Source organism: Pseudomonas sp. S2_B10 (genome assembly GCF_054668425.1).
Genome location: NZ_CP162768.1, coordinates 2,761,097 through 2,784,886 on the forward strand (window position 1 = coordinate 2,761,097; position 23,790 = coordinate 2,784,886).

General features: G+C 57.5%; 22 protein-coding genes. 12 read left to right on the forward strand and 10 right to left on the reverse strand.

Annotation, left to right across the window (positions count from 1 at the left end; translation table 11 throughout):
* Nucleotides 1–80: 80 nt before the first annotated feature.
* The 4 genes from rpoZ to AB4O45_RS12490 all read left to right on the forward strand — a co-directional run bounded on the left by rpoZ (nt 81) and on the right by AB4O45_RS12490 (nt 3,718).
* Nucleotides 81–344 (forward strand): DNA-directed RNA polymerase subunit omega, encoded by a 264-nt coding sequence (rpoZ, locus tag AB4O45_RS12475; protein ID WP_008030604.1) that lies wholly within the window; start codon nt 81–83, stop codon nt 342–344.
* A 57-nt stretch (nt 345–401) separates the two neighbouring features.
* On the forward strand, nt 402–2,507 hold the full coding sequence (gene spoT, locus AB4O45_RS12480; RefSeq protein WP_007920338.1) for a bifunctional GTP diphosphokinase/guanosine-3',5'-bis pyrophosphate 3'-pyrophosphohydrolase: 2,106 nt from the start codon (nt 402–404) through the stop codon (nt 2,505–2,507).
* A 24-nt stretch (nt 2,508–2,531) separates the two neighbouring features.
* Entirely contained in the window at nt 2,532–2,912 is a 381-nt protein-coding gene (locus AB4O45_RS12485; protein ID WP_460161449.1) for a RidA family protein, read from the forward strand.
* Nucleotides 2,913–2,977: 65 nt separating this feature from the next.
* Nucleotides 2,978–3,718, forward strand: a complete 741-nt coding sequence (locus tag AB4O45_RS12490; RefSeq protein ID WP_024014801.1) for a hypothetical protein — start codon at nt 2,978–2,980, stop codon at nt 3,716–3,718.
* Between the two features lie 140 nt (nt 3,719–3,858).
* On the opposite strand, the gene AB4O45_RS12495 is transcribed toward AB4O45_RS12490, so the two are convergent.
* Nucleotides 3,859–4,716: an SDR family oxidoreductase gene (locus tag AB4O45_RS12495; protein ID WP_256807641.1), complete on the reverse strand. Its 858-nt coding sequence runs from the start codon at nt 4,714–4,716 to the stop codon at nt 3,859–3,861.
* Nucleotides 4,717–4,904: 188 nt separating this feature from the next.
* On the opposite strand from AB4O45_RS12495, the gene exbB reads away from it, so the two are divergent.
* The 6 genes from exbB to AB4O45_RS12525 all read left to right on the forward strand — a co-directional run bounded on the left by exbB (nt 4,905) and on the right by AB4O45_RS12525 (nt 11,747).
* Complete coding sequence (gene exbB, locus AB4O45_RS12500; protein ID WP_041476629.1) at nt 4,905–5,858, forward strand: tonB-system energizer ExbB; 954 nt, start codon at nt 4,905–4,907, stop codon at nt 5,856–5,858.
* Nucleotides 5,859–5,864: 6 nt separating this feature from the next.
* A complete protein-coding gene (exbD, locus tag AB4O45_RS12505) occupies nt 5,865–6,293 on the forward strand; it encodes a TonB system transport protein ExbD (protein ID WP_016772535.1) in 429 nt (142 codons plus the stop codon).
* Nucleotides 6,290–7,036 carry a TonB family protein gene (locus AB4O45_RS12510; protein ID WP_024014804.1) on the forward strand — a complete coding sequence of 249 codons (747 nt, stop codon included), beginning with the start codon at nt 6,290–6,292 and terminating at the stop codon, nt 7,034–7,036. Before exbD ends, AB4O45_RS12510 begins: the two co-directional genes overlap by 4 nt.
* Before the next feature lie 216 nt (nt 7,037–7,252).
* Nucleotides 7,253–8,182 (forward strand): hydrogen peroxide-inducible genes activator, encoded by a 930-nt coding sequence (locus tag AB4O45_RS12515; RefSeq protein WP_024014805.1) that lies wholly within the window; start codon nt 7,253–7,255, stop codon nt 8,180–8,182.
* A 9-nt stretch (nt 8,183–8,191) separates the two neighbouring features.
* Nucleotides 8,192–10,267, forward strand: coding sequence for an ATP-dependent DNA helicase RecG (gene recG / locus AB4O45_RS12520; RefSeq protein ID WP_460161450.1), 2,076 nt, complete (start codon nt 8,192–8,194; stop codon nt 10,265–10,267).
* Nucleotides 10,268–10,346: 79 nt separating this feature from the next.
* On the forward strand, nt 10,347–11,747 hold the full coding sequence (locus AB4O45_RS12525) for an aminoacyl-tRNA deacylase and HDOD domain-containing protein (protein WP_252877111.1): 1,401 nt from the start codon (nt 10,347–10,349) through the stop codon (nt 11,745–11,747).
* 88 nt (nt 11,748–11,835) lie between these two features.
* On the opposite strand, the gene AB4O45_RS12530 is transcribed toward AB4O45_RS12525, so the two are convergent.
* Nucleotides 11,836–14,400, reverse strand: coding sequence for a hypothetical protein (locus tag AB4O45_RS12530; protein ID WP_460094486.1), 2,565 nt, complete (start codon nt 14,398–14,400; stop codon nt 11,836–11,838).
* Nucleotides 14,401–14,588: 188 nt separating this feature from the next.
* On the reverse strand, nt 14,589–14,972 hold the full coding sequence (locus tag AB4O45_RS12535) for a hypothetical protein (RefSeq protein ID WP_056790828.1): 384 nt from the start codon (nt 14,970–14,972) through the stop codon (nt 14,589–14,591).
* A 368-nt stretch (nt 14,973–15,340) separates the two neighbouring features.
* On the opposite strand from AB4O45_RS12535, the gene AB4O45_RS12540 reads away from it, so the two are divergent.
* On the forward strand, nt 15,341–15,703 hold the full coding sequence (locus tag AB4O45_RS12540) for a DUF6124 family protein (protein ID WP_056790830.1): 363 nt from the start codon (nt 15,341–15,343) through the stop codon (nt 15,701–15,703).
* 59 nt (nt 15,704–15,762) lie between these two features.
* Here the strand turns inward: AB4O45_RS12540 and AB4O45_RS12545 are convergent, their stop codons facing one another.
* The 4 genes from AB4O45_RS12545 to AB4O45_RS12560 form a co-directional block, all read right to left on the reverse strand.
* On the reverse strand, nt 15,763–16,194 hold the full coding sequence (locus AB4O45_RS12545) for a hypothetical protein (RefSeq protein ID WP_252877114.1): 432 nt from the start codon (nt 16,192–16,194) through the stop codon (nt 15,763–15,765).
* 13 nt (nt 16,195–16,207) lie between these two features.
* Complete coding sequence (locus tag AB4O45_RS12550) at nt 16,208–16,795, reverse strand: lysozyme inhibitor LprI family protein (RefSeq protein ID WP_237143798.1); 588 nt, start codon at nt 16,793–16,795, stop codon at nt 16,208–16,210.
* Nucleotides 16,796–16,799: 4 nt separating this feature from the next.
* Nucleotides 16,800–17,255 carry a cell division protein gene (locus tag AB4O45_RS12555; RefSeq protein WP_460094482.1) on the reverse strand — a complete coding sequence of 152 codons (456 nt, stop codon included), beginning with the start codon at nt 17,253–17,255 and terminating at the stop codon, nt 16,800–16,802.
* Between the two features lie 139 nt (nt 17,256–17,394).
* Nucleotides 17,395–18,759 carry a lysozyme inhibitor LprI family protein gene (locus AB4O45_RS12560; RefSeq protein WP_256807625.1) on the reverse strand — a complete coding sequence of 455 codons (1,365 nt, stop codon included), beginning with the start codon at nt 18,757–18,759 and terminating at the stop codon, nt 17,395–17,397.
* Nucleotides 18,760–18,770: 11 nt separating this feature from the next.
* Here AB4O45_RS12560 and AB4O45_RS12565 point away from each other — a divergent pair, with 11 nt between their 5' ends.
* Nucleotides 18,771–19,043: a hypothetical protein gene (locus AB4O45_RS12565; RefSeq protein WP_252877118.1), complete on the forward strand. Its 273-nt coding sequence runs from the start codon at nt 18,771–18,773 to the stop codon at nt 19,041–19,043.
* A 173-nt stretch (nt 19,044–19,216) separates the two neighbouring features.
* Here the strand turns inward: AB4O45_RS12565 and AB4O45_RS12570 are convergent, their stop codons facing one another.
* Genes AB4O45_RS12570 through AB4O45_RS12580 form a run of 3 tightly spaced genes read right to left on the reverse strand, consistent with a single transcriptional unit; the run spans nt 19,217 to nt 23,787 of the window.
* Nucleotides 19,217–19,726 (reverse strand): hypothetical protein, encoded by a 510-nt coding sequence (locus tag AB4O45_RS12570; protein WP_252877119.1) that lies wholly within the window; start codon nt 19,724–19,726, stop codon nt 19,217–19,219.
* Nucleotides 19,716–22,751, reverse strand: a complete 3,036-nt coding sequence (locus tag AB4O45_RS12575; RefSeq protein ID WP_256807623.1) for a hypothetical protein — start codon at nt 22,749–22,751, stop codon at nt 19,716–19,718. Before AB4O45_RS12575 ends, AB4O45_RS12570 begins: the two co-directional genes overlap by 11 nt.
* Nucleotides 22,752–22,767: 16 nt before the next feature.
* Entirely contained in the window at nt 22,768–23,787 is a 1,020-nt protein-coding gene (locus AB4O45_RS12580) for a tetratricopeptide repeat protein (RefSeq protein ID WP_256807621.1), read from the reverse strand.
* Nucleotides 23,788–23,790 lie beyond the last annotated feature (3 nt).

Genomic DNA, 23,790 nt, shown 5'->3' on the forward strand with positions numbered 1-23,790 from the left:
ATCGCTGGTGATTTTTTAAACTGCTCAGTCCGCTCGCCCAACCGGGCAGCGCGCATATTGCATTCGCTCCGAGGAATACCATGGCCCGCGTAACCGTTGAAGACTGCCTAGAACACGTGGAAAACCGCTTTGAGCTGGTCATGCTCTCTACCAAGCGTGCCCGTCAACTGGCCACCGGCGGCAAAGAGCCATTGGTGCAGTGGGAAAACGACAAGCCGACCGTTGTCGCGCTGCGTGAAATTGCTGAAGGCCTGATGAGCTACGAGTTCATCGCCGAGCAGGAAATCGTCCAGGATGAACCGCTGTTCGCAGCGTTCGAGGACGAGTCGAACGAGGCCGTCTAAGCCTATGCCTGGTCGACGTAGCACGGCGCGGGGTCGCAGCTTTCGGCAGGAATCATCATGCCGAGCATAGACGCCCTCGCCGATCGCTTATCGACCTACCTCGGCAACGACCAGGTCAACCTGGTCCGCCGAGCGTATTTCTACGCCGAACAAGCCCATGACGGTCAACGCCGTCGCAGTGGTGAGGCGTACGTCACGCATCCTCTTGCCGTGGCCAATATACTTGCCGACATGCACATGGACCATCAGAGCCTGATGGCCGCGATGCTGCATGACGTGATCGAAGACACCGGTATCGCCAAGGAAGCGCTGCAAGCGCAGTTTGGTGAAACCGTGGCCGAACTGGTCGACGGGGTCAGCAAACTGACCCAGATGAACTTCGAGACCAAGGCCGAAGCACAGGCTGAAAACTTCCAGAAAATGGCCATGGCCATGGCGCGCGACATCCGGGTGATCCTGGTCAAGCTCGCCGACCGTCTGCACAACATGCGCACGCTGGAAGTGCTGTCCGGCGAAAAACGCCGGCGTATCGCCAAGGAAACCCTCGAGATCTACGCACCCATCGCCAACCGGCTGGGCATGCACGCGATCCGCATCGAATTCGAAGACCTCGGCTTCAAGGCCATGCACCCGATGCGTTCCGCGCGGATCTACCAGGCGGTCAAGCGCGCCCGGGGCAACCGCAAGGAAATCGTCAACAAGATCGAAGAGTCCCTCGGCCATTGCCTCGCCATCGACGGCATCCAGGGCGAAGTCAGCGGTCGGCAGAAACACCTCTACGGCATCTACAAGAAAATGCGCGGCAAGCGTCGGGCCTTCAACGAAATCATGGACGTTTACGCGTTCCGGATCATCGTCGACAAGGTCGATACCTGCTACCGCGTATTGGGTGCTGTGCATAATTTGTACAAACCGTTGCCAGGGCGCTTCAAGGATTACATCGCGATCCCCAAGGCCAACGGCTATCAGTCGCTGCACACCACGTTGTTCGGCATGCACGGTGTACCGATCGAGATCCAGATCCGCACCCGCGAAATGGAAGAAATGGCCAACAACGGCATCGCCGCCCATTGGCTGTACAAATCCAGCGGTGACGAGCAACCGAAAGGCACGCACGCCCGCGCTCGCCAGTGGGTCAAAGGCGTGCTGGAAATGCAACAACGTGCCGGCAACTCGCTGGAATTCATCGAAAGCGTGAAGATCGACCTGTTCCCGGACGAGGTTTACGTGTTCACGCCCAAAGGCCGGATCATGGAGCTGCCAAAAGGCTCCACGGCGGTCGACTTTGCCTACGCAGTGCACACCGATGTCGGCAACAGCTGCATCGCCTGCCGCATCAATCGTCGTCTCGCGCCGCTGTCCGAACCGCTGCAAAGCGGCTCCACGGTCGAGATCGTCAGCGCTCCCGGCGCCCGGCCGAACCCGGCATGGCTCAACTTCGTCGTTACCGGCAAGGCGCGTACGCACATTCGTCATGCGCTGAAGCTACAACGCCGCTCCGAGTCCATCAGTCTTGGCGAACGCCTGCTGAACAAGGTCCTCAACGGTTTCGACAGCTCCCTGGAGAAGATCCCGGCAGAGCGCGTCAAAGCAATGCTTACCGAGTACCGCCTCGAACTGATCGAAGACCTGCTCGAAGACATCGGCTTGGGCAACCGCATGGCCTATGTCGTTGCCCGTCGCCTGCTCGGCGAAGGTGAGCAGCTGCCGAGCCCGGAAGGTCCGCTGGCGATTCGCGGTACCGAAGGCCTGGTGCTCAGCTACGCCAAATGCTGCACGCCGATCCCGGGCGACCCGATTGTCGGGCACCTGTCGGCGGGCAAAGGCATGGTCGTGCACCTGGATAACTGCCGCAACATCAGCGAAATCAGGCACAACCCGGAAAAATGCATCCAGCTCTCGTGGGCCAAGGATGTCACCGGCGAATTCAACGTCGAGTTGCGCGTCGAGCTGGAACACCAGCGCGGCCTGATCGCCCTGCTGGCCAGCAGCGTCAACGCGGCCGACGGCAATATCGAGAAAATCAGCATGGACGAACGCGATGGTCGCATCAGCGTCGTGCAGTTGGTGGTCAGCGTCCACGACCGTGTGCACCTGGCCCGCGTGATCAAGAAACTGCGCGCCTTGACCGGGGTGATCCGCATCACCCGCATGCGCGCATAACCTGCCTATTACAAGGAGTCCTACATGACCAAAACCGTCATCACCAGCGACAAGGCCCCGGCCGCCATCGGTACTTACTCCCAGGCGATCAAGGCAGGCAACACCGTGTACATGTCGGGCCAGATTCCTCTGGACCCAAAAACCATGGAACTGGTTGAGGGCTTCGAAGCCCAGACCGTCCAGGTCTTCGAGAACCTCAAAGCCGTGGCCGAAGCTGCCGGCGGTTCGTTCAAGGACATCGTCAAACTGAACATCTTCCTCACCGACCTGAGCCACTTCGCCAAGGTCAACGAGATCATGGGCAAGTACTTCGACCAGCCATACCCTGCCCGCGCCGCCATTGGCGTGGCCGCCCTGCCGAAGAGTGCGCAGGTTGAAATGGATGCCATTCTGGTCATCGAGTGATGCGCACGGCGCGGCCTTCACGCCGCGCCGACTGCCGCAAGAAAAGGTTTTGAAAGGATTTCACCATGCGCAAAGCGCTAGCTCTCTCGCTGCTCGCCCTGTTTCTCGGCGGCTGCGCCAGCGACCCTGCCGACCGTGACATCAGCGGCACCTGGATCAACCAGGTGGCGATCGATGCCGCCGCCAAGGGCGGTCCCCTGCGTGAAGCGCTGCAGGCTTACGGCCCGAATCTGGAGTGGGACGTCAACACCAAGGCCGGCCAGGCCCGCTATACCAACGGTTTTGAGAACGTCGAAGGACGGCTGCTGGGCGAAGAGTCCGGCGCCTGGAAAGTCGATTTCTACGGCAGCTCCGCCAGCGAACTGAAACGCGATGGCGGGCGCCTGCAGCAAGCTGCCAGCGACAACGAACCCGAACAAGTCTTCGATCGCGCACAGATCCCCGTGCCGGAAGGCGCGCCAATCGGTGCCAGCTTCGAACGCGCGCTCTACTCAGCATACCTGGGCGGCAACTGGACCATCGCCAGCGGCCAGGGTGAAGGCGGCACCGTGCAGTTCCAGGCCGACGGCCAGGTGACCGGCCTGCCGGGCGTTGACCGTTATGCCTTGTGTCTGGCCGGCGATTGCGCGTCCATGAGCAATGGCAACGACAGCATGTGGCTGCAACTCAATGGCCAGGGCAACAACTGGATCTTTGTGCGCAAGGGCAAGGAGCTGGAGATTCTGCAGGCAGTCAATGCTGCGCTGGCAGATGAGCAACCGCAGTTTGCCGCAGGTGAGCGCAAGTGGTTGCTGGAAAAACAGTAACCTGCTTCCGAAACCTCAGAAGATCAAATGTGGGAGCGAGCCTGCTCGCGAACGCGGTGGGTCAGTCGAACTGATAATGACTGACATACCGCATTCGCGAGCAGGCTCGCTCCCACAGTGGTTTTTGTGTTGCTGAAAATTCAGCACTTACCTTCAAGAATCGCTGCATAGCCTTCGCGGTAACTTGGATACTTCGGCACCCACCCCAACGCTTTCGCCCGCGCATTGCTGCAACGCTTGCTGCCGGTGCGCCGCACACTGGCGTCGTCCGCCCATTCAGTCACACCCAGGTACTCGCGCAACCAGCCCACCACTTCGGCCAATGGCGCAGGCGCGTCATCCACACCGATAAAGAGCTCGTCCAGCTTGACGCCCTCGCGGTCTTTTTCCAGCAAGAACGCCAGCAGCCCCGCTGCATCATCGGCATGAATACGATTGCCATACAGCGGTGGCTCCGTAGCCACGCGATAGCCGCGACGCACCTGAGTCAACAGCCACTCGCGGCCCGGGCCGTAAATGCCGGTCAGGCGCAGCACGCTTGCCGGGATGCCGCTATTGAGCGCGACCTGCTCGGCTTCGAGCATCAAGCGACCTGAATATCCGGCCGCGACAGTCTCGGAGGTCTCATCCACCCATGCTCCATCCTGCTGGCCGTACACGCTGCTGCTGGACACGAAGATCAGCCGCTCAGGCACTTGCCCATAGTCACCCAGCCAGCTCAGCACATTCTGCAAACCCTGCACGTAAGCTTTGCGATAGCCCTCTTCGTCGTGATCGGTGGCCGCAGCGCAATACACCAGATAATCGACAGCGCCTACCGGCCAGGTCGCCGGGCACTCTTCGCTGAACAGGTCGCCGGCGACGCCGATGACACCCTCCGGCAGCTTGGAAACGTCGCGGCGCAGGCCATGGACTTGCCAGCCAGCCGCCAGCAATTGCGTGGCCAGACGACTGCCGACATCACCACAACCGGCAATCAAAACAGAAGGCGCGGACATCAGAAAACTCCCATCGGAAAGGCACAGACTAGCTCTGGCACAGGACGAACGGCTAGCAATGAAGGAAAAAAAGTTACTCTATTACTTTTGTTAACAAGAATTACTTGCAATAATGCACGCCACTTTTGTTCTCGGCCTCACGAGGCCTGGAAGAGCAACAACGTTTTTCTATCTCAGGTCCGGCCAGCATGACACGTAATCAAACTCCCGCTTCGCCAACCACTCGACCTCGCGCCTGGAGCGCCGTCGCGGCTCTGTTGCTCAGCCTGATGCTGGCACCGACCGCCGCCTTCGCCGACGCCCAAGCGCCCGCCACCCCAGCCGCCACCGAGCAGAGCGCACCCGCTGCCGCTCCGGCTGCACCAGCCGCCACCGATCCGGTGCAGGCTGTCGACGCCGCCGACGCACCTGAAGCCCTCGAAGCCGACAACACCTTGGGCATGGCCCACGACCTTTCGCCGTGGGGTATGTACCAGAACGCCGACATCATCGTGAAAATCGTGATGATCGGTCTGGCCATCGCTTCGATCATCACCTGGACTATCTGGATCGCCAAAGGCTTCGAGCTGATGGGCGCCAAGCGTCGTCTGCGTGGCGAAATCGCTGCACTGAAAAAAGCCACCACCCTCAAGGAAGCCAGCGCCACGGCTGGCAAGGAAGGCACCCTCGCCAACCTGCTGGTGCATGACGCGCTTGAAGAGATGCGCCTGTCGGTCAACAGCCGCGAGAAAGAAGGCATCAAGGAACGCGTCAGCTTCCGCCTCGAGCGCCTCGTTGCTGCCTGCGGTCGCAACATGAGCAGCGGCACCGGCGTCCTCGCCACCATCGGTTCGACCGCACCGTTCGTAGGTCTGTTCGGTACCGTGTGGGGCATCATGAACTCGTTCATCGGCATCGCCAAAACCCAGACGACCAACCTTGCAGTTGTCGCACCGGGTATCGCTGAAGCGCTGCTGGCCACTGCACTGGGTCTGGTTGCGGCGATTCCTGCTGTGGTGATCTACAACGTCTTCGCCCGTTCCATCGCCGGTTACAAGGCGCAGGTCTCCGATGCCTCGGCAGAAGTCCTGTTGCTGGTCAGCCGCGATCTCGACCACCAGCCTGAGCGCAGCTCGCAGCCGCACATGGTTAAAGTGGGGTAATCGGCCATGGGCCTGCATTTGAAAGAAGGCGCAGACGACGATCTGGCCGAGAACCACGAAATCAACGTCACGCCGTTCATCGACGTGATGCTGGTGCTGTTGATCATATTCATGGTGGCCGCGCCGTTGGCCACTGTGGACATCAAAGTCGACCTGCCGGCCTCGACCGCCAAACCGGCGCCGCGGCCAGAGAAACCGGTGTTCCTCAGTGTGAAAGCGGACCAGCGCCTGTTCCTCGGTGACGACGAAGTGAAAGCCGAAACCCTCGGCGCCACCCTCGACGCCAAGACCCAGGGCAAGAAAGACACCACCATCTTCTTCCAGGCCGACAAAGGCGTGGATTACGGTGACCTGATGAGCGTGATGGACAGCCTGCGCGCCGCCGGTTACCTGAAGGTTGGTCTGGTCGGACTTGAGACGGCAGCCAAGAAATGATCACGACGCGCCATAAGCTGACGCGTTACAGCGGTAGCCTGGCCGTGGTGCTGGGCGTGCATGCGCTGGCCATCGCGCTGGCGCTGAACTGGACTGCCCGCCCGCCCATCGAATTGCCGCCGCAGGCAATGATGGTCGAGTTGGCCCCGTTGCCTGCCCCGCCACCGCCGGCTCCGCCGAAAGTCGTCACACCGCCGCAGCCACCGGCTCCGGTGGAAGAATTGCCGATTCCGAAACTGGCTGAAGCACCGAAAGCGGAAATCGCGGTACCGAAACCCAAGCCGAAGCCCAAGCCAAAACCGCCGAAGCCGGTCGAGAAAAAACTGCCAGAGCCGCCGAAGGAAAAACCTTCCGAGGAGAAACCGGCCGATACGCAACCGACCCAGGCACCGACGGAGAAATCCGCCCAGCCGGCACCGGGCCCATCGCCAGCTCAAGTCGCGGCCAAGGCCAGTTGGCAAGGCGCCCTGCTCGCGCATTTGCAGAAGTACAAGAAGTACCCGCAGAGTGCGCAGTCGAGGGGCAAGGAAGGCTTGAATCGTCTGCGCTTCGTGGTTGATGGCGAAGGTAATGTGCTGTCGTTCGAACTGGTGGGCCGCTCTGGCAACGCTGATCTGGACCGGGCCACCCTGGACATGATCCGCCGCGCGCAACCGCTGCCCAAGCCGCCGGCCGACATGCTCAACAACGGCTCGATCGAAATTGTTGCGCCGTTTGTTTATTCGCTCGAACGCCGCCGCTAAGCAACACCGCAATACCTGTGGGAGCTGGCTTGCCAGCTCCCACAAGGTTCTCCGCCAGCCGAGAGAACCAAGCCAAGAGGCACCGAAAGGTGCCTTTTGCATATCTGCCAGCGGCAAACCGACCTCGACCGGTGTCGCACTCAGCCCGCAGTCTGATAACGTGCGTCTATCGATTGCAGCCGGTATGCTTGGCGCGCATCTTCATGGACGCTTGCTATGACCCTCACAGAATTACGCTACATCGTTACCCTCGCCCAAGAGCAGCACTTCGGCCATGCCGCCGAGCGTTGCCACGTCAGTCAGCCGACGCTGTCGGTGGGCGTGAAAAAACTTGAAGACGAACTCGGTGTGCTGATTTTCGAGCGCAGCAAAAGCGCCGTGCGCCTGACCCCGGTCGGCGAAGGCATCGTCGCCCAGGCGCAGAAAGTCCTGGAACAAGCCCAAGGCATCCGCGAACTGGCCCAAGCCGGCAAGAACCAGCTGACCGCACCGCTGAAAGTCGGCGCCATCTACACCGTCGGCCCGTACCTGTTCCCGCATCTGATTCCACAACTGCACCGGGTCGCCCCGCAGATGCCGTTGTACATCGAAGAAAACTTTACCCACGTGCTGCGCGACAAACTGCGCAACGGCGAGCTCGACGCGATCATCATCGCCCTGCCGTTCAATGAAGCCGACGTGCTGACCCTGCCGCTTTACGACGAGCCGTTCTACGTGCTCATGCCGGCCCAGCATCCGTGGACCAAGAAAGAATCCATCGACGCCGGCCTGCTCAACGACAAGAGCCTGCTGCTGCTCGGTGAAGGTCACTGTTTCCGCGATCAGGTGCTCGAAGCCTGCCCGACCCTGACCAAGGGCAACGACGGCGCCAAGCACACCACGGTAGAATCCAGCTCGCTGGAAACCATTCGCCACATGGTCGCGTCCGGCCTGGGCATCTCGATCCTGCCGCTGTCGGCGGTGGACAGCCATCACTACGCCCCCGGCGTGATCGAAGTGCGCCCACTGACCGCGCCGGTGCCGTTCCGCACCGTGGCGATCGCCTGGCGCGCCAGCTTCCCACGGCCGAAAGCCATCGAGATCCTCGCCGACTCCATTCGCCTGTGCTCGGTGGCCAAGCCAGCGGCGCCGGTCACGGCCGGTTAAGCGAGCGTCATGACGGAGCTGTCGCAAGTGTCGGTGACGGCACTCAAGGGTGTCGGCGAAGCCATGGCCGAGAAACTGGCCAAGGTCGGCCTCGAGAATCTGCAGGACGTGCTCTTCCACTTGCCGCTGCGTTATCAGGATCGCACCCGCGTGGTGCCGATCGGCGCATTGCGACCGGGGCAGGACGCCGTGGTCGAAGGCACCGTCAGCGGTGCCGACGTGGTCATGGGTCGCCGCCGCAGTCTGGTCGTGCGCTTGCAGGACGGCACCGGCGGGCTGAGCCTGCGCTTCTACCATTTCAGCAACGCGCAGAAGGAAGGGCTCAAGCGTGGCACGCGGGTTCGCTGCTACGGCGAAGCCCGGCCCGGCGCCTCAGGCCTGGAAATCTACCACCCCGAATACCGCGCCATCACCGGTGACGAACCGCCGCCAGTGGATGAAACCCTGACCCCGGTCTACCCGCTCACCGAAGGCCTGACCCAGCAGCGCCTGCGCCAGTTGTGCATGCAGACCTTGACGCTGCTCAAGCCGAGCACCCTGCCGGACTGGCTGCCGACCGAACTGGCCCGCGACTACCAACTGGCACCGCTGGCCGACGCGATCCGTTACCTGCACAACCCGCCCGCCGATGCCGATGTCGATGAACTCGCCCTTGGCCATCACTGGGCGCAGCATCGCCTGGCTTTCGAAGAACTGCTCACGCATCAACTTTCACAGCAGCGTCTGCGCGAAAGCATGCGTTCACTGCGCGCGCCGGCGATGCCGAAAGCCACAAAGCTGCCACCGAAATACCTGAAAAACCTCGGCTTCAACCCGACCGGCGCGCAACAGCGCGTCGGCAACGAAATCGCCTACGACCTCAGTCAGCACGAACCGATGTTGCGGCTGATTCAGGGTGACGTTGGCGCGGGGAAGACCGTGGTTGCCGCCCTCGCCGCACTGCAAGCGCTGGAGGCCGGTTACCAGGTTGCATTGATGGCGCCGACCGAGATCCTCGCCGAACAACACTTCATCACCTTCAAGCGCTGGCTCGAACCGCTGGGCATTGAAGTCGCGTGGCTGGCCGGCAAGCTCAAAGGCAAAAACCGCGTCGCCGCGCTGGAGCAGATCGCCAGCGGCACACCAATGGTGGTCGGCACCCACGCGCTGTTCCAGGACGAAGTGCAGTTCAAGAACCTCGCACTGGTGATCATCGACGAACAGCACCGCTTCGGCGTGCAACAGCGTCTGGCGCTGCGGCAGAAAGGCGTTGGCGGGCGCATGTGCCCGCACCAACTGATCATGACCGCCACACCGATTCCACGGACGCTGGCGATGAGCGCCTACGCCGACCTCGACACCTCGATCCTCGACGAATTGCCGCCCGGCCGAACCCCGGTCAACACCGTGCTGGTCACCGACACCCGCCGCGTCGAAGTCATCGAACGGGTGCGCAGCGCTTGCGCCGAAGGTCGTCAGGCCTATTGGGTGTGTACGCTGATTGAAGAATCGGAAGAGCTGACCTGTCAGGCCGCCGAAACCACGTTTGAAGACCTCACCCTCGCCCTCGGCGAACTGAAAGTCGGGCTGATTCACGGGCGCATGAAACCCGTCGAGAAGGCCGCCGTCATGGCCGATTTCAAGGCCGGCAACCTGCAACTGCTGGTCGCCACCACAGTGATTGAAGTCGGCGTCGACGTGCCCAACGCCAGCCTGATGATCATCGAAAACCCCGAGCGTCTCGGCCTCGCGCAACTGCACCAGTTGCGCGGTCGGGTTGGTCGGGGCAGCGCGGCCAGCCATTGTGTGCTGCTCTACCACCCGCCGCTGTCGCAGATCGGTCGCCAGCGCCTGGGCATCATGCGCGAGACCAACGACGGTTTCGTCATCGCCGAAAAGGACCTCGAATTGCGCGGCCCCGGGGAAATGCTCGGCACCCGCCAGACCGGCCTGCTGCAATTCAAGGTCGCCGACCTGATGCGCGACGCCGATTTATTGCCCGCCGTGCGCGATGCTGCCCAGGCTTTGCTGGAGCGCTGGCCGACCCACGTCAGCCCATTGCTTGACCGTTGGCTGCGGCATGGGCAGCAATACGGCCAAGTGTGAGCACCGTCGCAGTTTGTGCAGGATCGTTCCTACAGAGCTGGTTATACTCCTGCCATTGTTTCAAAAACGGATACAGACCATGATCGAAGCTGCTCTCGTCCCCGAATCTCCGCAAGCTCCGTCTGTTATTCGGCTGCTGCTCAACAAGCTGGGCGTTGCCTACGAAGAAGTGCTCGACCACCACGGCCTCAATGCCTCGCGCAAAGTGCAGGCCGTGTTGCTGGACGACGCCGTGGGCGCGTTGATGGTGCTGTTTCCACAGAGCCAGTTGCTGGATCTCAATCGCCTCGCCGAACTCACTGGTCGCCGACTCACAGCCGTGTCCACCGAACGCCTGGAAAAGATGCTCGGCAAACACAATCTGAGCCTGCTCCCAGGCCTGCCGGCGCTGACGAGTTCGCCGTGCCTCTACGAAGAAAGCCTGCTGCGCGAGCCGAAGCTGCTGATCAACTCCGGCGAGCCGGGCCTGCTGCTGGAAATCAGCAGCGAAGACTTCAAATCGATGCTGACCAAGGCCAGCGCCGCCAACTTCGGCGAAGCCCTGAGCAGCATCCGCCCGAACCTCGACCGCCCGGACGATGACCGCGAGGAAATCACCCAGGCCGTGCAGGCGTTCACCGCACGCCGCATTCAGCAGCGTCTGGAAGCGACCATCGAGATTCCGCCGCTGGCCGAAACCGCGCAAAAAATCATCAAGCTGCGCGTTGACCCCAATGCCACCATCGACGACATCACCGGCGTGGTTGAAACCGACCCGGCGCTGGCCGCGCAAGTGGTGAGCTGGGCGGCGTCGCCGTACTACGCCTCGCCGGGCAAGATTCGTTCGGTGGAAGACGCGATCGTCCGCGTGCTGGGCTTCGATCTGGTGATCAACCTCGCGCTGGGCCTGGCCCTCGGCAAGACCCTGAGCCTGCCGAAAGACCACCCGCAACACACCACGCCGTACTGGCAGCAGTCGATCTACACCGCCGCCGTCATCGAAGGCCTGACCCGCGCCATGCCGCGCGCCCAGCGCCCGGAAGCCGGCCTGACGTATCTGGCCGGTCTGCTGCATAACTTCGGTTACCTGCTGCTGGCCCACGTGTTTCCGCCGCACTTCTCGCTGATCTGCCGCCACCTGGAGGTCAACCCGCACCTTTGCCACAGCTACATCGAGCAACACCTGCTCGGTATCAGCCGTGAACAGATCGGCTCGTGGCTGATGCGCTACTGGGACATGCCGGATGAACTGGCCACCGCCCTGCGCTTCCAGCACGACCCAAGCTACGACGGCGCCTACGCCGAATACCCGAACCTCGTCTGCCTGGCCGTACGCCTGCTACGCAGCCGCGGGATTGGCTCCGGGCCGGATGAAGATATTCCGGATGCCCTGCTTGAACGCGTCGGCCTGAGCCGTGACAAAGCCAACGATGTCGTCAGCAAAGTGCTTGAGGCTGAAGTGCTGCTGCGTGAACTGGCTTCGCAGTTCAGCCAGGCCTGAAAAGCTTCGCAGGCAAGCCCGCTCCCACAAGATCGATGCGATCTTCAGGAGCGGGTGCGTTGCGGCCAACTGTTGATTATTGGCGTAATCAACCGCGGTACCGAATCACCCAGCCCTGCGGATTCGGGAAGCTTCCAATGAAATACCCTCCCACTACAATTCGGCCGTCCCCCAGTACCGTCATGTCATGAAGAGCCTCCAGGACCCCGGCCTCGTCGAAGATGCTGAACCCTGTGCCGTTGAATGACAGGTCCAGTGTTCCGTCCGCCAAAAACTTCGCCGTGATCGCACTCGGATCATCGTCGGTGACTCCGATTCCGGTGTCGCCGCTGACGACGATTGAACCGTCAGGTCGCGCTACACAGCGCAACCATCTCAAACCTTGCGGGACAAAGTCGGAGAACAACGGTTTACCGTTATTGAATACGAGATTGTAGGAGCCTTTGGACGTGAGGACCGCAATCACTCCACGCATGCCACCGTCCCTTACGGCAGCCCCTGCAAGAACAATCTTGCTATCCACAATTGAAATGGCGGACAGGTGGATCTCATCCTCACCAGAGATGATCACGACTCCGTTACCGCTCTCGCCAAACTCCCTGTCGATCTTGCCGTTAGCGTCGAATCGAATGACGTAAGCGCCCGAAGATGGCCCGCTATAGCTGCCACCAACCACCACAGCGCCGTCAGGTTGATGCACGACCAGCTGCGCAGAACTGTGTTGGTATGCAATGCCAGCGAGCTCGACAAGCGCGAAACCCGTGCCATTGAACGTGGTGTCGTCGGAGCCATCCGCATTGAGCCGCATGACGATGCCGCTCACACGGCCAGTGTCGTCTTCGACGGAGCCGACCAGCAGGATTTTCTCGTCTTGCCGCAAGACATTGTCGCCATGACCCGCGCTCCCCATCTGCCCATAAGGAATGTAACGCACACCCTGGTCAGCAAAGTTGTGATCCAGCCGTCCATCTTTGTCTTGTTTCACGACAACCAGCCCGGCAGAAACATCAGGCCCATTGTTCTGGTACTCGGCACGAACGAGCCAACCGCCATCCGGGAACGGCGTCAACTCGAGCATCGAGTGCATATACAAACCGTCCTTGAGTGAAATCTCGACGAATCCGGTCTTTTCTTCACCAAAACCGAGGTCTAGTTGGCCGTCCTCCAGAAGCCGGGCGATCAGCGTTTCCAGGCCATCCTTGCGTCGACGAACAGCCACCAGCAACTTGTTGTCCGGCAGAGCCAATACCGCTCTTACGTCAAACTCAGACAATCCTCCAAGCGGAAATCTGACAATGCCGTTTTCGCCAAAAGACGGATCAAAATTCAGCGTGCCACTCGTCAGGTTTGCGCTTAGATAGCGAGTGATCCAACCATCCACCCGGGAAGGGTCAGAAAGGCTGGTGTGGGTCATGGACACCACTATCCGACCGTCCTCCATGATTGCCAGATCATGAGGAAACACTGGCCCCGCTACGTTATCGAAGAGCGTATAGCCAATACCGTTGAAGGCCGTGTCCAGCTTGCCGTCTGCGAGAAAGCGCGCGGTAATTACCGCGGAATCACCGGCTCCAACGACAATGATCGAGCCGTCGAGCTGTGATGTATGCCGCCACGTCAATCCGTCTGGCAGTAACGGGGAAAACAGAGGCTGGCCATTATTGAATACAAGATTGGATGCTCCACTGGCGTTCAGCACAACCACCAACCCGCCATGGACGTTCTTTTGCCAGGCGTCACCCACCGCAACGATCCTGCCATCACTTTCGCGCACCGAAACAGCGTTCAAAGAGCTCTCGCCATCCTCGTCGAAAATCAGCTTCGCCTGGCCGTTGTTGAAATCCTTATCCAGCTTCCCCGCTACGTCCAAACGTGCCAGAAAAACTCCGGAGGCTGTCTCACCACTCTGAAAAACGCCGCAAACCAATACTTTGCCATCGGCTTGAACAGCGATAGCGCCGGCGGTGTTCGAGGTGGCACCGACATCCACCAAGACGTACCCCGCGCCGTCAAATGATGGATCGAGCGAGCCGTTCGCCAAAAGACGCATCACGACGGGCGATGGCCATGGCTCATCGATCAGCAGGAAATGGAGCAGGACGATTTTGCCATCGGCCTGCTGAACTGCAGAGACGGTAGAGGCATTTGTAGCGGGGGACTTTTGGCTTGACTTCGCCCCTGCCGACGACGCAAGCGTGGAGCCCGGGATCTTGTAGAAAGAAAATAAACTCACGCCTTTATCGCCGAACGAATCGTCCAGCTCACCGTCGCCTTTCAAGCGGATCATTGCTTGGCCGGCATCGACGGCCTTCTGTGTGAAGTATTGAACGCGCACCAGCCAGCCGCCGTCCCGCAACGCATCGAGCCCAAACACGGTGCTGATGCTAGCGCCGTTCAAAGATATCTCGACGAAACCCGTCTCATGACTTCCGAAGGACTTGTCGAGCGTACCGTCTTCGTTCAATCGGGCGATGGCCAGCAGCGCGTCACTTCCTTCCAGAGGAAGAGCGACCAGCAACTTCCCGTCGGGAAGGGCCAAAACGGCCGCAGCCTCATGGCTCGCAATGCCCGGTATCGGTAATTTCAATAAACCATTCAGGGCAAAAGAGGGATCGGGGGTACCTGGCGTGGTCAAGTCCTGAGCCTGAGTCATGTTCTTGCTCCATCAAGTGCGTGGCGTCCTTTACGGGACCGGAGCTTGAGTAGAGCATCGCGAAGATGAGCAAAGCACCTGACAGAAATGACAGTTCGACCGTCTTTACAGGCCTGAATAAAGACTTTGCGAGCCAAAGAACGCACGATTCTTCATTGTGCTTCGCTTGAAGCCAACCCAAAAAAATCTCAAGCCTTGGCCTTTGCCTTCCTCGGCTTCAAATACTTCATCAACCCCTGAAACCACATCACCAGCGCCGGGTTGCCCTTGAGCTGGATCGACTTGTCCTGAATCCCCTGCATAAACGCCAACTGCTTGTTCTTCGCCTGCATCGTGGCAAAGCCATAACCCGCGTCTTTAAACGCAATCGCAAACGCCGGCTCCGGCACCACGCCAGACTTGCTGGTGATGCGCTGATCCTTGACCACGAAATGCCGCGCCACTTTCCCGTCCAGCGTCTGCAGCTGAAACACCAGATCCTTGTCACCCAACTGCTGCTGGAACGCAGGATTTGTCCGGCTGGCCTTACCCATCAACAAACCCATCATCCACAGGAGAAAACGAAATTTCATGCGCACAGCCTCAAAAGGAAAATGAACGGCCGGGGCAGTGTAAGGGATTCGGACGATAACGCCAGTATCTGAAGCTGTTGGAAGAGGATGCAGACCATTTCCCGCACGATGACCGCCAAGTCACGATTCCGCAAGCAACGTCCTACACCTGTTGAAACACATCCCTGTAGGAGCTGGCGAAGCCTGCGATCTTTTGATCTTCCGCCCCGCGAATCCATGGGAAGTTTCCTGCAAAGTGCGGGGCTGTCCGTGAACTAGGCGAGCTTGAAGATCACCGATAGGCTTCCTGCGTCATCGGGTATTCGGTGACCGGATGTGCAAGTCCGAATTCGGGAGCAATTTCTTCTTACTCCAAGGGATTTACACCGATGACCAATTCAAATACCAACACCGAGGACACCTCCCCCTACGAATCCTTCGATTCAAGAAAATTACATGAAGCCGCCGAACGCGCCCTCGATCACCACTTCGGCAAATCTGACCTCTCTCAGGCCCCACGCCCTGAAGGCCTGTTCAGCCTGAACCCGGACATCGATGCCGAAGCCCTCCTGGCCAACGCCTCGGAAGACCTGCTATCCATCAGCATAATCGCTGCGGACCTTGCGGACGACATAGATGGCTCACGCCGCTCGGTTGCATTGGCATTGAGTAGGATGGCGGACGGGGTCAGATTGATGGTGGAAGGGACGCTTGATCACATTGAAGTGCGAAGCGTGGCGGCCAAGCCGTAGCGAGATTGGTGAATGAAAAAAAAGGGGACGTTAAGTCCCCTTTTTGAATATTCCCTGCTTCACCACTGGCAACCTGTTTCAGGTTTCGCATCCACGTTGTAATCGTTTTCAAACGAATACTTCTTTGCAGACTTGTAATTCGTATACGTCATCGCATCAACCCGGCCACCCTGAGTGACCATCTGATACTCACCTGTCAGTGCGCCATCAACTACTTCAACCCAAGTTGTCGTGTACTGGTAGGGCCGGCCATACACGAGTTCTTCTTGTTCAGTACTGCGATGAACCAGCCCGATTGCCTTTTTCGACTTGCTGTACTTGACGCCAGCACCGCTCCATTTGGCGACAGAGTCGTAATAGGTTCGGAATTCAAAATTTATGGGTTTGCCTTCGTAGGAGCGAAAGCAAAAAACCCCGGTCGTGACCTCGCTATGAGCCGCCAGAGGAATGAAAACGAGCATCGCGGAAAACAATGCAGACGAAAATTTCAAACCAAACATTCCTTTAGCGGTTCATGGGTAATTGAAAGCGCATCCTCACCACGCAGTAGGCGACGTCTTCACGCAACAGACGGCTAGCCATCTGGCAGTGCCCTTCTGCGTACTTCTTCCAAAGCGGATCATCGAATTGATCCCCTCCCAGCCGCTCGATTGAGGCCGCTAAATTTCTCTCACGATCCTTCCCTGCAATCGCGGATGCCGCTTTGTAAAAACCATCCAGCAGTAAACCCGTCTGTAGAGCGATCAACTCTCCCAGCCGAGCATTGGTCGTCTGCACCAGACACCCAAGCCTCTCGATTGGCGCCTCAGCACCCGGCAACGCAGCTTGGTAAAGCTCTTCGCAAAACGACTCTTTGAAGCGCACCCAGTTCTTTTGCACATCTCTCAGGTGGCTTTGCTCCGCAGGAGCCAGAGTCGACAGCGCTTTTTTGTATTGCTCGTTCAAGACACCATCGACTTTCTTGAAGGTTTGCTGGCCGCAGGTGATCAAGTCCGGGTTGGACAAACTGTCTGGGTTGCACGCTTCTCCAGCAAACAATGCGGATGAAGCAGCAGAGAGCAAGCAACCGAGAAGAATCGAAAATACTTTCACGCTGTTACTCCTTCCTTTGACGGTCATGTCTGTACAGCCAAAACAGCGGCGGCAACAACACCAACAGAGCTAAACCATCCAGCCACACGTGCGACCAGACCTGCTGTTGCGCCGAGAGCCACATGTCCTGCGGCGCCCATAACAGGATGCCGGCGATCAACCAGCCCCAGATGGCCGGAGCTTTCAAGCGATTGCCCAAGTGCACCAGCGCGAACATGTACAGCGAATAACTTTGCAACGTCGCGCCGAACAGCGCGAGCCACCAGACTTGTTGTTCGCGGCCGGCGGTGGGAACCGCATCGGCACCCCAGAACGACAGTTCGAGGACTTGCACGTAGCCATCGAGCAAGCCGGAGTCACCGGCCCAGGTCAGGGTAAGACCGGCGAGGATATGCGTGATCGCAGCGGCATATAGCCAAAGCACCAACGCTGGGCGAAGCGAGGAAGAAGGGGCTGGCATTCCGTGTCCTGAGCGCGTTCCTTGGGGGTGGGGAGTTTAAAGGAAAATCGGGGGAGTCAGATGCTCAAGCGTTAAACGTTTTAGCCTGAGGGATTCAGGCAAAACTTGTGCAAAACCGCCTCAAACAGGCCCTCGAAATTCAAATGCAGTGGCTGGATTTGATGGGCGCCGTGGCTGACGATCCCAATCGCCCCACGTTGAAGAGGCCCAGCTGATCACCTTTGTCAGCCGCCATTTGATAACAGGCTAACGCTCGAGACATATCCTTCGTTCCCCACTCGCCTGCTTCAAAGGTAGAAGCCAGATAATTCATCGCGTCTGTGGAGCCCATGGTAATCGCTCGAATAACCTGCTCTTCTGCCTGCTTGGGATGAAGGCAAGGGCCGTTATAGTCGGTGGAGTTTCCCGAACAAAGAAACGTCGCATAGCCCAGCGCACCCTTTGGTATTTTCGAGGCCGCTTTGAACAAAGCCTCAACCTTAGGGGTTTCCAACTGAGATGCCATTTGCGAAAGACTCAGGCTCGCCGCCGACAGGCTCGCCTGTGCATCGCCCGACTCTGCAGCACACACAAAATTTTCCAGCGACGCTTCAATCAGCTCCGCAGTCAGCCCGTATTGCTCAAGAGACCCCAGCCCACCCAACGCTTCTGCACGCTGATAACAAAAGTTTTCGGCGCGGCTCATTCCCGGGTTATCCGTTGCGACAAGATCCTTCTCGCTGACCGACCAATCCTCAATCCCCTCAAGCACCCAGCACGCCTGACGAGAGAAGTTGAAGATCTTGATATTGCTGTTGCCGGCCCGTTTATCCACCACGTTGACGTGACTGTCATCAACCTCTTCAATCTCGACCCCAGGTGTCTTGCCGGGCGTGATTGCAGCCATCAGCGGATAGGTGAAGGTTGTTCCACTGACACCCGAGGTCGAAGGCTCAAAGGTACGTCGATCCTTCCCAGCTACCGGTTTCAACACCAGCGACTTGACCGTCATTGCAGTCAGACGGCGTTGTGATTCGCTGTTGGCGGAAAACGCGGTCAGGAAAGGCGCGAACTCCTCCGAGGGGCAAGCGTCGCTGGTCGGTGCCGTCGAAGCGCTCTTATCGGATGCAAGCGCAGGGACAATCTTGTCCAGATACGCCGAGCGCTCGCGACTCATTCTGGCGATGCACAAGTTAACCGCGAACACATGCGCCGGCATCCCAGTCTCGATCTCGAATGCCTCCAAAGGGCAGTTAGCATCGCGCAATTTCAACCACGCACGTTGCGACTCTTTAACCTTCGCCGCGTACTCCGCACCCAACGCCGGATCTGCTCGATAGTCAGACTCAAGCCGCGACATCAACTGCTTGTAGCTGACGTTCAACTGCGCATCGGCAGCCTTCTTCGCCGCCTCCGAACAGGGCACCATTTCCAGGCTTGAGGTGACATGGCTGCAGTCATCCTGCGCATAGGCCGCTGAAACCGGCAGTAGCACGGCCAGCAGGGTAAAAACAAAACGTTTCACGGGGTTCTTCCTTGAGTCATTCAGGCTTTGCGTTTGGTGAGTCGGGTGATGCATTGATCTGGTCCGTTCATGCCCCAGTAAGTGCTGAGCAACGTCTTACGTTTTTTGTCGACGCGCAGGTTAACGAAGCCATCGCCGCAGTCCGGCTGCAACTCTTCAAACGTGCCGGATTTGGGGCTGATTTCGTGTCGACACCGTTGACGGGACTCAATGTGGTGGTTTCAGCTAACGCCGGCATCGTCCAAGTCAGACCGATTAGTGATGCCGCTAAAGGGTTGAACTGAATTTACCCGCCCTACTCCCACCTGCGCCCGGAATCCCAGGAGTGCAAACGGGTCGTTGCAACATCAGGGATAGTCGATGGCGACAACGCAGGAAATGAACACGCTGGAGAAAGGGGAGGTGCGGACTTAGCCAGAGGCACATCCGTCACCTTTCCCCTTGGAATAAACCAAATTTACTGATCGACAAGTTCGATCAGAGTGAGCTTCTTGCCATCGAACTCGTAGAAGCGCTGCCGGTTACCCTCCTCGAGATCGTTACCCTCTACATCCACTTCCGGATCGGCCGCTACACCCATAATTTCGAGCAATTTGCTGTCTGGCTTGTAGACGGCCGCGTAGGGTGCGGTACCGTCATTTCCGATGATGTAATAAGCATTAGGAAAGGACGTAACAACCTCCCCCGTTTTCACGTCAAGAATTTCGCCACAGATAGACCCGCCGCCACAGCCGTTTGCGTAAACAACATAATGGCCCGCAAAATTTACGGGTTGCTTGATGGCTTTCTTGCGCCCCTCAGCCCAGCTTTTATTTTCATCACTGGCAACAGCGTCGTGATGTTGGCCCTTAAAAATTTCGTCGACTTTATAGTTTTCGAACCGCGGCACATCGGCCTTGGCAAAACACGAGAAGAGAAAAAGCGCGCCCAGCCAAAACAAGCGGGACGCTGATAACTTACTTGCCATTGTTTTTTGACTCCTCGAGAACACGAACCATGTCAGCCGGCAAAATGTGAGCGGTATTGAGACCGTCGCCCGCATAATACGACTGTCCCTCAAAGCTTGCGACCCTCGCGAGCATCACCGGTTTGCCGTCTTTCATTTCGATGTTTCCGTGCTCATCTTTCTTCGGCACCGGGCTAATGGTCTTGCCCTTTCTTACACCTGCCGAGGCGAATTCCAAGGCCCAGGCATAGGCAGCTTTTTCGACGTCGCCATCGCCTTCCAGATACTGGATGAATGCCTTGCGCTTAACTTTTATCAAGTATTCCTCAAAAATCTTATCCTGAGTCTCTTCGTCAAATTTAAGCGTGGAAGCAAGTTCGAGCTTTTTCACAGCACCATTTATCGTGTCAGGAACCATTTGATAGCGACCCGCCGCAAAAATATCCCGGTCCTTCTGTTTCTGCTGTAGTTCAGCGATGGTCAACGTAGTCAAATCAGTTTTATAAAACGCTTTCAGTCCACCCTTGGTCCTGTTGTAAGCAGTGTAATCATTATTCGACTCAACGCTCGCGAGCAAATTGGCAAACGCACTGTGCGCCCAACCTTTTCCAGGCACGGCAAACTTCATGAAATTATTGACGAACGCAATCGGGTGAAAATGATAGACCTGTTTCGGAAGAGGCATCTGTAACGCACCCGCCAGCTCATCCCAAAAAACAAGCTTGTCAATCCGCTCTTTTTCATGTTCCAGTAACTTTGGCGACTCAGCGAGCAATTGATCAAGACGACTCCACTTGGGCTCGGAAGACTTCGCCTGCCACTCGGTGGGGTGGTAAGCAATCAACTTTGTCCATTTATCCCGGAACTCCACATTCTTCAATGCCGAGTTCAAGTCCGCGGAGGTAACTTCACCATCTTTGTCACCCAAAGCGTCGAGTTTCGCATGGAGCTCCTTGAAAAAAGGCGGCATCGAGTCCGGATCAAGAAAACCATCTGAATTCTCATCGCCCTCTTTGACAACTGCATATCCCAACTTTGCCCAATCATGTTGAGATATCAACTGAGCACCTGCAGACGTAAAGGTAACATCTGCCTTTTTGATCAGGCCCGTCAGCTTTTTATCTTTCTCTGTAACGGTCGGCTCATACCACTCAACCCCTTTTGAGTCTTTGAACACAGAGACCGATCCCATAGGAACTATATGTTTGGACTCAAGGGTCGCAGGCTGTCCCGTGGTCGCCTTACTGGCAAGTACCGTGCCCGCCGGCAGATTCAGGTAACTCATGCCAATTTTCAGGGCAGCTTCATTCTGCAAGAATTTATCGAGGCCGGTATCACTGGTGAATATCTCAATATGAGCGTGATATTTGCTAGAGATTGAACCCTCAACTTTCCCGAGGTTCTCCTGCAAGCCTAAAAACCCTATTGGATGGCCTGCTTTTATCGCTGCTTCGCAAGCAATTACCTTATCGAATTCGGCAGGTGTGACTTCGGCCCACGTGACCATCCGACCGTTACCGATATCTTCGACGCTCGCCCAGAATGTTGACGGAACCGTTCCTGCGCCTCTCAAACCGCCAGACAGGCAGGTGCACTCAGCCATCCGAACCAGAGAACTTCCAACCTTCAGATTAAATACTTTGGTGCCGTCGAATTTAATTTCACTGTTCAAACAAAGGGCCATTTCTCCCAGCGGTTCACCAGCACTTTCACCGTTAGCAACAGCTTTGGGCGCTGCGAACAACGGCAATCCGTTCGGGGCGCTGACACGAGCCTTAACCAGCCCCTTCCAATAGCCTGGCCGGGTTCGTTCCGGCGGTAATATTGCGCTCCAGATCGCGGTGTCTTTTTTATTCTTGACTGCCACACCATCTTTCTTATAAGCAAACCAGGATTCTTCCCCTAATTTCCTGTTAGGCACCTTGCCACTTAACAACTTACCTCGGGCGTAAGTGATACCGTTGCTGGCAAGCTTTTCTTCTAGAACTTCAAAGACAGAGCCCGCAGAAATCAGCCCATACTTCACGCATTCCGGACCTTCCTCAGAATCACTGCGGGCAGTAAAATCTCCCACCGTGAACTTTATCTTCGGCTTACCCAACTCCTCCTCTGTAGGCAAGTAGCCTTTATAGGGCATCAAGTGCATATAAAGACTGAAAAATACCAGCTTATTTTGTTTCCCTTTGTTCGGGCCTTCTTCCGGGTTAGCGGGCGACTTGTAGTCATGCCGAACCAGGCAGAAAGAATTAGAGTATTTAAGCTTGGCCGGTTTATCTCCAGCGTACTCCGACTGTAAATAATCTTCGTTGAGGCGATAGGCTACAACCACACCATCCGCCATGCATCGTACGGGCTCGTCTTTCACACAGTAGGATGCACTGGCATTGCTAATATGAATGCCACCGTGCCAAAAGTTATAGCTACCCAAAAGGTATTGACCTGAGGTCTCATTTTCGATGGCGGTATACAGTTCATTGGCACTGTCGAACTGTTTCCCATCAGCCTTTCTTATGGGGAATTGAAAGTTTAGAACAGGCTCCGGTCCAGCAGGCGTTGGTGCAGGAGCGGGGGCAGGGGCCGGTTGTTCCGCTGCGCCGGTTCTATACTCTTCTTTAGCCCTGAGAAATTTTGTAGGAATGGGCCAGTAGAAGGCCGGATCTTTAGTGCCAAAGTAAGTAAATGACGGCCCTTTCCTCGTCTGCGCGCCGAAGAACTTGCCTGCAGTACCGGTAGGATTAACGTCAACAACAATACCGGTATGAAATAACTTATCTCCACCACCCAGCGGATCTTCATTAATCCAAAGAGCGATATCGCCTTTCTTGACGTCGGGTGGCACCACGGTTGTGTAGTAAGTGGAGTCCACCATTACACGTGTGTCTTGATACGGGATTTTATAGCCAGCCCCCGTTAGTAACAAATTAACCATGTGCGAGCAGTCGATTAACTTATTACCGGCCGCATTTGTTTTTATGCCATCGCCGCCCATCTTGTACACGTAGCCACGGTTTTCGTAATTACCCGTTAAATCTAATGGTTCTGTCATTTCTGCATCCTGCAAATCAATAGCAATGGCTGGATTCTGTGGCGTCAGCGGTTTGCGATTTCAATCTGGTTAAATTACTCAGGGCGGTGGCATTTCCTTTACTGGCGGCCAAGCGATAGCAATCCAGTGCTCTGGAGGCATCCTTGGTTACCAATCTACCGGTCTCGAATGTATCACCCAGTTTATTTTGAGCATCGGAAGAGCCCATCGATGCGGCGCGAATCAATTCCCTTTCTGCTTCTTCAGGATGCTGACAAGGGCCCTCGGGGTCTGTGTCATTGCCATAACAATAGAATGTGGACAATGCAGAAGCTCCGCTTGCCAGAGTAGTAGCGGCGGCCTTGAACAGGGCTTCGACCTTCTCTGTTTCCAATTGCGATGCCATTCCGGAAAGGCTCAGACTGGCAGCACTGAGACTTGCCTGAGGATCGCCGGAAGCTGCTGCACACAGGTAGTTTTCCAATGCTGCTTCAAAGAGTTCTCCCGTCAGGGAGTATTTGTCCAGGCCACCAAGGCGTCCGTAAGTTCGCGCACGCTGATAGCAAAAGTTCTCGGCGGTACTCAGGGTCGGCGTGGTCCCTTCAACAAGGTCTTTATCATTGATCGACCAGTTCTCGACGCCCTCGAGTACCCAGCATGCCTGACGAGAAAAATTGAAAATCTTGATGTTGCTGTTACCCGCTCGCTTGTCCACAACGTTGACGTGACTGTCGTCGATTATTTCGACTTCAACCCCGTCTGTCTTGTCTGTGGCTAAAGGTGCCATCAGCGGAAACGCCAATGTGGAGCTGTTGATCTCCGCCGTTTGCGGCTCAAGAGTCCGCCCCTCTCCTTCGGGTTTCAACACCAGCGACTTCACCGTCATCGCAGTCAAACGCTGCTGGGTTTCAGCATTCGCAGAAAACGCCGGCAGAAACTGGGAAAAGTCCTCGGACGGACATTCATCCGCATAAGCGCTGCCATGAAACAGGCTCAACAGCGACGCGGTGAAAACCGCTATCGCGATGCCATTGCTCTTCTTCAAAACACGATTCATGTC

What these genes read in the sequence shown, in the direction of transcription:
- AB4O45_RS12535 (WP_056790828.1), bottom strand. Translation starts at nt 14,972, where the DNA reads ATGAAATTTCGTTTTCTCCTGTGGATGATGGGTTTGTTGATGGGTAAG.
- recG (WP_460161450.1), top strand. Translation starts at nt 8,192, where the DNA reads ATGACGGAGCTGTCGCAAGTGTCGGTGACGGCACTCAAGGGTGTCGGC.
- AB4O45_RS12575 (WP_256807623.1), bottom strand. Translation starts at nt 22,751, where the DNA reads ATGACAGAACCATTAGATTTAACGGGTAATTACGAAAACCGTGGCTAC.
- exbD (WP_016772535.1), top strand. Translation starts at nt 5,865, where the DNA reads ATGGGCCTGCATTTGAAAGAAGGCGCAGACGACGATCTGGCCGAGAAC.
- AB4O45_RS12530 (WP_460094486.1), bottom strand. Translation starts at nt 14,400, where the DNA reads ATGACTCAGGCTCAGGACTTGACCACGCCAGGTACCCCCGATCCCTCT.
- AB4O45_RS12495 (WP_256807641.1), bottom strand. Translation starts at nt 4,716, where the DNA reads ATGTCCGCGCCTTCTGTTTTGATTGCCGGTTGTGGTGATGTCGGCAGT.
- AB4O45_RS12580 (WP_256807621.1), bottom strand. Translation starts at nt 23,787, where the DNA reads ATGAATCGTGTTTTGAAGAAGAGCAATGGCATCGCGATAGCGGTTTTC.
- rpoZ (WP_008030604.1), top strand. Translation starts at nt 81, where the DNA reads ATGGCCCGCGTAACCGTTGAAGACTGCCTAGAACACGTGGAAAACCGC.
- AB4O45_RS12515 (WP_024014805.1), top strand. Translation starts at nt 7,253, where the DNA reads ATGACCCTCACAGAATTACGCTACATCGTTACCCTCGCCCAAGAGCAG.
- AB4O45_RS12490 (WP_024014801.1), top strand. Translation starts at nt 2,978, where the DNA reads ATGCGCAAAGCGCTAGCTCTCTCGCTGCTCGCCCTGTTTCTCGGCGGC.
- spoT (WP_007920338.1), top strand. Translation starts at nt 402, where the DNA reads ATGCCGAGCATAGACGCCCTCGCCGATCGCTTATCGACCTACCTCGGC.
- AB4O45_RS12555 (WP_460094482.1), bottom strand. Translation starts at nt 17,255, where the DNA reads ATGCCAGCCCCTTCTTCCTCGCTTCGCCCAGCGTTGGTGCTTTGGCTA.
- AB4O45_RS12485 (WP_460161449.1), top strand. Translation starts at nt 2,532, where the DNA reads ATGACCAAAACCGTCATCACCAGCGACAAGGCCCCGGCCGCCATCGGT.
- exbB (WP_041476629.1), top strand. Translation starts at nt 4,905, where the DNA reads ATGACACGTAATCAAACTCCCGCTTCGCCAACCACTCGACCTCGCGCC.
- AB4O45_RS12540 (WP_056790830.1), top strand. Translation starts at nt 15,341, where the DNA reads ATGACCAATTCAAATACCAACACCGAGGACACCTCCCCCTACGAATCC.
- AB4O45_RS12570 (WP_252877119.1), bottom strand. Translation starts at nt 19,726, where the DNA reads ATGGCAAGTAAGTTATCAGCGTCCCGCTTGTTTTGGCTGGGCGCGCTT.
- AB4O45_RS12525 (WP_252877111.1), top strand. Translation starts at nt 10,347, where the DNA reads ATGATCGAAGCTGCTCTCGTCCCCGAATCTCCGCAAGCTCCGTCTGTT.
- AB4O45_RS12510 (WP_024014804.1), top strand. Translation starts at nt 6,290, where the DNA reads ATGATCACGACGCGCCATAAGCTGACGCGTTACAGCGGTAGCCTGGCC.